Source organism: Acinetobacter sp. WCHAc060042, assembly GCF_003231195.1.
GTDB lineage: Bacteria > Pseudomonadota > Gammaproteobacteria > Pseudomonadales > Moraxellaceae > Acinetobacter.
This window is the reverse complement of record NZ_QKVN01000028.1, coordinates 45546-52206: the sequence shown is the minus strand read 5'-3', so window position 1 is coordinate 52206 and position 6661 is coordinate 45546. Positions and strand designations below refer to the sequence as shown.

5 protein-coding genes are annotated in these 6661 nt (G+C 32.2%); 4 read left to right on the top strand and 1 reads right to left on the bottom strand.

All coding sequences use genetic code 11. The features are described 5' to 3' along the window. From DPG01_RS12910 to DPG01_RS12900, 3 genes are all read left to right on the top strand, one after another. A partial coding sequence (locus DPG01_RS12910; RefSeq protein WP_110975370.1) for a DMT family transporter occupies positions 1 to 368 on the top strand: 368 nt, incomplete at its 5' end. Between the two features lie 11 nt (positions 369 to 379). Next, positions 380 to 829 carry a DMT family transporter gene (locus DPG01_RS12905; protein ID WP_110975369.1) on the top strand — a complete coding sequence of 150 codons (450 nt, stop codon included), beginning with the start codon at positions 380 to 382 and terminating at the stop codon, positions 827 to 829. A 285-nt stretch (positions 830 to 1114) separates the two neighbouring features. After that, positions 1115 to 2803 carry a DUF4394 domain-containing protein gene (locus DPG01_RS12900; RefSeq protein WP_110975368.1) on the top strand — a complete coding sequence of 563 codons (1689 nt, stop codon included), beginning with the start codon at positions 1115 to 1117 and terminating at the stop codon, positions 2801 to 2803. Between the two features lie 58 nt (positions 2804 to 2861). Here DPG01_RS12900 and DPG01_RS12895 read toward each other — a convergent pair whose 3' ends face one another. Beyond that, positions 2862 to 5432, bottom strand: a complete 2571-nt coding sequence (locus DPG01_RS12895; RefSeq protein WP_110975367.1) for an EAL domain-containing protein — start codon at positions 5430 to 5432, stop codon at positions 2862 to 2864. 246 nt (positions 5433 to 5678) lie between these two features. On the opposite strand from DPG01_RS12895, the gene DPG01_RS12890 reads away from it, so the two are divergent. After that, complete coding sequence (locus DPG01_RS12890) at positions 5679 to 6626, top strand: sensor domain-containing diguanylate cyclase (protein WP_110975366.1); 948 nt, start codon at positions 5679 to 5681, stop codon at positions 6624 to 6626. Positions 6627 to 6661 lie beyond the last annotated feature (35 nt).

The window sequence follows — 6661 nt, the reverse complement described above, 5'->3', positions numbered from 1 at the left end:
CGGGTTTACTGGGACCACTTGGTGAAGAAATTGGATATATCTGGGCTACATTAGGAATTTTCGCATTAGGTTCGATTCTACTAACATTTGGGCTAATTTTCGGACGGCCTCGTCTTGCTCTTCTATTTAAACAACCACGCTGGCAACTTGCTGGCGGACTACTAGGTCCTGTGTACGTGGTTTCTTTAACTATAGCGACACCTCACATTGGTGTTGGTTTAACTATGGTCGGTATCTTATTTGGTCAAATAGCGACAAGTCTCATTATTGATCACTGGGGCTTATTGGGTAGTAGTAAACGAGCTATAGACAAATATCGTATCAGTGCATTGATTGCTGTTTTAGCTGCATTATGGCTTATTCAATAAGGACATTTTACATGATTTACATGATGTTATTAGTTGTAATCTTTGGTGGGGCAGTATTATGTGCTCAATCGTCAATAAATGGACGGCTTGGTTCAGAAGTTGGAGTCTTAGAAAGTGCTTGGTTAACATTTGTGATAGGAACAATGGTTAGCTTTTTAATAGGCTTCTTTTTTGAGCCACATTATTCATTAAATATTTTTACTGCACCAAGATGGCAATTAACAGGTGCTTTTTTTGGCGTTGCTTATATGCTAATCGTTGTGTTTTCTATGCCTAAACTTGGTGCTGCTGCTACCACTGTGGCTGTAATTAGTGGGCAGTTAATTATGAGCCTCTTAATTGACAACTTTGGTTGGTTTAAAAATACTGTTATTCCTTTGGATGGGGCAAGATTAGCAGCAATTATGCTGTTAGCTATTGCTATATTTTTTATTTACAAAAGTAATAATGCTTCTGTTTAAAACAATTTAAAATCATAAATATTTAATTTTTGCTTAATTTGAATAAAAATATTATTTTAGAATAATATTTAGATCATATGTTGTGTGAATTTAATGTGAAGTAAAACAAAAAAATATATTTATAATAATAAAGATAAAATATTATTCCTTTACGTAATAATTAAGGTCTGATATTTTTTTGTTAGTAAATTATGTTCTTTGTGGCTAAAATAAGAATTACTAAAATTTTGGTTGATATTGACATAATAAAACTAACTTAAAATAATACTTACAGTGGAGTTGGAAATGATAAAGAGCATAACAAATTGTGCATTGGTATCTATCAGTTGTTTTCTATTAGTAGGATGTAATACGAATTCAGAGAAAAAAGAAATTTTCCTTCCAACTTCCTCTGGGGATACGATTATTCTTACAAATAATGGGTTAATTACTTCAATAAATCGAGAACTTCCTAATAGCATTATTTCTTCTGTGAAGATTAGTATGCTTGAAGCAGGCGATCAATTGGTTGGAATTGACTATAGACCTAAAGATGAAAAACTTTATGCTATCGGGGTGTTGGGCAACATATATACTTTAAATCCCAATACAGGGGTTGCTACTTTTCTTCGAAAACTTTTTGCTGATCCGACAGACACTAATGATGGAAATACACCGTTTCTTAAGATTCTAGGGGATGCAAATCTAATAAGCGTAAATTTCAACCCAGTAGCTGACCGATTACGTGTAATCACGAACACAGGGCAAAATTTAAGGATTAATGTTGATACAGGCGCAACCATTACAGATGGTCAAATAAGTTCTACTTCAATTAGTCCTGTTGTTATGGCAGCTGCTTACACCAATGCCTTTGCGGGTACGGCAACAACTAAGTTATATAGTATTGATCAAGTGTCTGGACGTGTATATTTACAGAATGCAAATGCTGGTACTTTAGGAGTTTCTGCTCCATTAGGAGACAGCCTAGATAAAGCAGGTGGTGGTTTTGACATAGATCCTGTGAATAATGTTGGTTATGCTGCATTAAAAGTTTCTGGTAGCTATAAATTCTATCAACTAAATTTGGCTAATGTTGGTACATCCAATAATGCTATTTTCACTACAAATGAATTAGACAATACTTACACAAAAAACGGTATACGAGGCATTGCATTAAAACGTGATAAAAATGCCACTGCCGAAGGATTTGGTTTAAGTACTAATAATAAATTAATTCGTTTCGCGCTAAATAATCCAAATAGTGTGATTGAAAAAAGAATTACTGGTTTACTAGTTGATGAAAAGTTGATTGGAATTGACTTTAGGCTAAGAACCAATACGGATCAGTTCGGAAAGCTTTACGGTTTAACAAATAAAGGTAATATATATGTGCTTAACACAGAGACAGGTGAAACAAGCTTAGTGAGTGTTCTAAGGCCGGCATTAAACAGTACATATACTGTTATAGACGGGACAGATTTTGCTGTTGATTTTAATCCTGCTGCTGATCGATTGAGAGTAATCAGTAATACAGGACAAAGTCTTAGAATTAATGTTGATACAGGAGAAACTATTCAAGATGGTAATATTAATGGTATTTCTAGTGCAATAATTAGTGCAGCAGCTTACACCAATAGTTTTAAAACAAGTGCACCTAGTATCAGTACAGAACTTTTTGATCTTGAACAAACCAATAAAACATTGGTTAAACAAGATCCCCCTAATACTGGAGTACTGAACCCAATTGGTGGGTTAGGTATTAGTTTAGGGTTAAATAATGGTTTTGATATCGTTGGTGGCGACAATGGTTATGCATTGGCTTCTATCGCCAGTCTAACAGCAGGACCTTCAGTTTTATATCGAATTGATATCAGTACATCAACAATGAGCGATAACCGTGCAAAACCTGCTATTAGCATCGATGGAACACCGAATGTAATAGCGTCTACTATAGGAACTGAACCGCTTATAGATATTGCGTTATTACTTAAATAAGTTTTATTTTTGAAGTAACATTATTTGTAGATTTTAGCTTTAAGCTAAAATCTACAATTTAACATTCTTCTAGTGAGTAATATTTAAAAATTAGGTTATTCAGTTCAACTGGCTTCGTGTAAAAATATCCTTGCAAAAGATCACAATTTTGATAATGAAGTATTTTTGCTTGTTCTAGTGTTTCTACTCCTTCTGCAACAACCTCAAGATTAAGCTGATGAGCTAAATGAATTATAGATTGAACTATAGATGCATCTTGAGAATTATTTGTCAAATTATCTATAAACTCACGATCTAATTTAATTTGATTAATTGGTAATCGACGTAAATAGCTAAGACTTGAATAACCTGTTCCAAAATCATCAATTGAAACTTTTACTCCTAGCTCACGAACTGACTTTAATATCTCAATTGCTCTATCTGTACCATTAATAATCACGCCTTCTGTAATTTCGATTTTAAGAAGATTAGCTGGAAGTTGACTTTTAATCAGTACACTTTCCAAGCAACTAAGGAAATTACTGCGACCGAACTGTAGGGGAGAAATATTGACAGAGACCGAAATTGTAGAGCTATTTTTTCCATTTATACGGGCAATATCAAAACACGCTTGTTCAAGAACCCACTGACCAATTGCGACAATTTGCCCAGTTCTTTCGGCTAATGGAATGAAAGTATCTGGTAAAATAAAGCCTTTTTGAGGATGATGCCAGCGAATGAGTGCTTCTACACTGTGAACTTTTCCTGTTCGTGGATCCACCAAAGGTTGATAAAATAATCTAAACTGTTTTTCCTTTAGTGCAGTCATAAGTTCTAATCGCAAAAGAGCATAATCTTTCTCTGGGAAAAATTTGTTTGGATCTCTTTTATATAAATACCACGTGTTTCTTCCTTGTTTTTTTGCTTCTTTCAGAGCATTCATGGATTCATATAACAGCTCTGAAGCATATCGAGTATTAGAATTTCTTACGGTAATTCCAATACTAGCTGTTAAATGTAGAGTTTTATTTTCAATCTGAAAGTTTTGAGAAATAAGGTCAAGTATACTTTCTGCCAAAGTAACTAATTGGTTCTGATTTTTAGAATTTTTTACTAATAAAATAAACTTATCTTCAATATATCGACTCAGTAAACCATCTTTTTTTAATAAGTCCTGTAAACGTGAGCCGATATCTCTAATTATTTTATCACCGATCAAATAGCCTAGACTTTCATTCATAGATCTAAAATCATCAAGATCAATGTAAAATAATGCCAGACTAGCTGGGGATTGATTTTGTTGTTCAAATTCTTTTTCTAAAAATTTATCAAATGTTCTCTGATTTGGCAAACCAGTGATTGAGTCACAGGTATGTTGATACTTAATATAACTTCTGTTCTTTTCATCCTCAGTTATATCTTCAATATTACCTAAGAAGTGAGTACAAATATTATTTTGATCGAATACAGGTCCAAACATTAAACGACACCAAAACCAAGTTCCATTTCTGCGGTACTTTTTTAATTTCACAGTTGTTTCTTTTAGTTCTTTTATTCCTGTTTTGATTTTTTCTACCTGAATTAAATCAGTTTCAGATCCTGACAAGAAGTTATAACTTTTGCCTAAAATTTCTTCTGGGCTATATCCCGTTATAGATGTAAATGAGGGGTTAACAAAAACTATTTCTAAATTATCAGAGATGTCAGTTATGAAGATCCCATTTGGACTCGCATCTACCCCGCGCTTTAATAGGCGCAGGATTTCTTCATTTTTTAAACGTGTAGAAATATCACGTGCGATGGCAAATACACCAGTGACTTTTTGATTTTGAATAATGGGTAAATTTGTAAGATCAAGCCAAATGAGTTTGCCAGAAGCATGATATGCAGGAATTTTATAATGTTTAGCAATACCTTTTAATGCATCTTTAAATGCTAATTTAATAAGTTTATGATATTTAGTTGGTATAAAAGTCCAAAATTTTTTTCCTAATATCTGTTTTTCTGAGAATCCAAGAATTTTATTACAAGTAATATTTGAATTTAAAATATAACCATTAAGGTCAATTTCAATAATTAAATCAGGATGATGCGTATAAAAAGAGCTATATTTTTCATTAATAGCTAGTCTCTGTTTGTATTCATTTTCTCTTTCAATTGCTAACGCAATTAATGATACCGCTTGATTTATAAATTCAAAATGCTCTGATCTGGGCGTCTTCTCTTCACGATAGTAGGTGCCAAAAGTTCCATATAAGATACCTTTAGCACTTATAATAGGCACAGACCAACAACTAATAATATTTTCTTCTCTAACAAACTCTAAATAATTTTTCCAATTAGGATCAAGTATCAAATTACGACTAATAATAGTTTTTCTAGAAAAAGCAGCTGTACCACAAGATCCATTCTTATCCTTAACTTTTAAAGGACTGATTGAACGACAATATTTAGAAGAAAAGTGATGTTCCCCATTTACAAGTGTTAATGTTTGCTCCACTTCTGAATAAAGCATAATTGTGACTAAAGCATCTGTAATATTTGATTCAAGCCAAGAACATATCGAGTTAAGTATAAGTTGAAGATCTGTACTTTTATCAATAGAATTTAAAACATACTCAATATTTAGCTTTCTAAGATCACTCTTCACTTTTCAGACCCTCCTTGGCTCCAATACATTTTATGCGAAATAAAAGTAATTTTTTATTTAATTTAAGTATCAATAGTCTATATTGAAAAACATTGGAAAGTAAAAACAACTTTATGAAAAATATGTTTTTTTTGTGCATATTAATTTAACTGCTTTTATATATTTTTTAATTTTGATATAAGAATGTATGTTTAGGATCAAAAGTTTCACCGAGAGATGGCTAGTATACAACCAAGGACTACTTTAATGAATAAACAAAAGTTTAAAAATTTTGAAGATGCAGGAAGAGAAATTTTAAATTTTTTACATCAGAGGTTTGGATTTGACTTATGTATGATTACACGGGTAGAAGGTGATGATTGGATAGTATTGCAAACAGAAGACCATGGATACCATATTAAACCAGGTCAAGTTTTTAAATGGGCTGATTCATTTTGTTGCCATATGGTTAAAGGAAATGGTCCAAAAATTGCTCCTGCCTCAGAAAAAATTGAACTATATGCAAGTGCACCAATTAATAATCATGTAAGTATTAAATCATATATTGGCCAACCTATAACTAATGAGGATGGTAGCTTATTTGGAACATTATGTGCTATTCATCCTCAAACAAAATCTGAAAATATAAGTCAAGATATAGCCATAATAGAATTGTTAGGAGATTTACTTAGTAGAATACTTCAAGCTGAATTACGTCAATTCAAGCATATTAATGAGTTTAAAAGTTTAAGAAAAAAAGTATTTAAAGATGATTTGACTGGTTTATACAATAGGAGAGCTTGGGAAGAATTCTTAGAAAAGGAAGAAGAGCGATGTAAACGGTATGGTCATCCAGCAGCAATTTTTTTTATTGATATAAACGATTTGAAACAAGTTAATGATAGTTTGGGGCATTCGGCTGGCGATCATTTAATACAGTGCGCTGCAAATGTACTTGTTAATACAGTGCGCAGTAATGATATTATTGCTAGATTAGGTGGAGATGAATTTGTAATATTAAGTATGGAAAACAACTCAGTAGGGGCTGAAATGCTTTTAAAAAGAATTTTAGATGCTTTTTGTGAGGCTGATATTAGTATAGCTATTGGTTTTTCAATGAGAGTTCCACATAAAGGTTTACTATTTGCAGCAGAACAAGCTGATAAAAAAATGTATATGCATAAGAAAAAATTAAAGTCTAAATTAATTTTTTAGTATAACGTAAATATTTACTTTACTGATGTCGTAAT

What these genes read in the sequence shown, in the direction of transcription:
- DPG01_RS12905 (WP_110975369.1), top strand. Translation starts at nt 380, where the DNA reads ATGATTTACATGATGTTATTAGTTGTAATCTTTGGTGGGGCAGTATTA.
- DPG01_RS12900 (WP_110975368.1), top strand. Translation starts at nt 1,115, where the DNA reads ATGATAAAGAGCATAACAAATTGTGCATTGGTATCTATCAGTTGTTTT.
- DPG01_RS12890 (WP_110975366.1), top strand. Translation starts at nt 5,679, where the DNA reads ATGAATAAACAAAAGTTTAAAAATTTTGAAGATGCAGGAAGAGAAATT.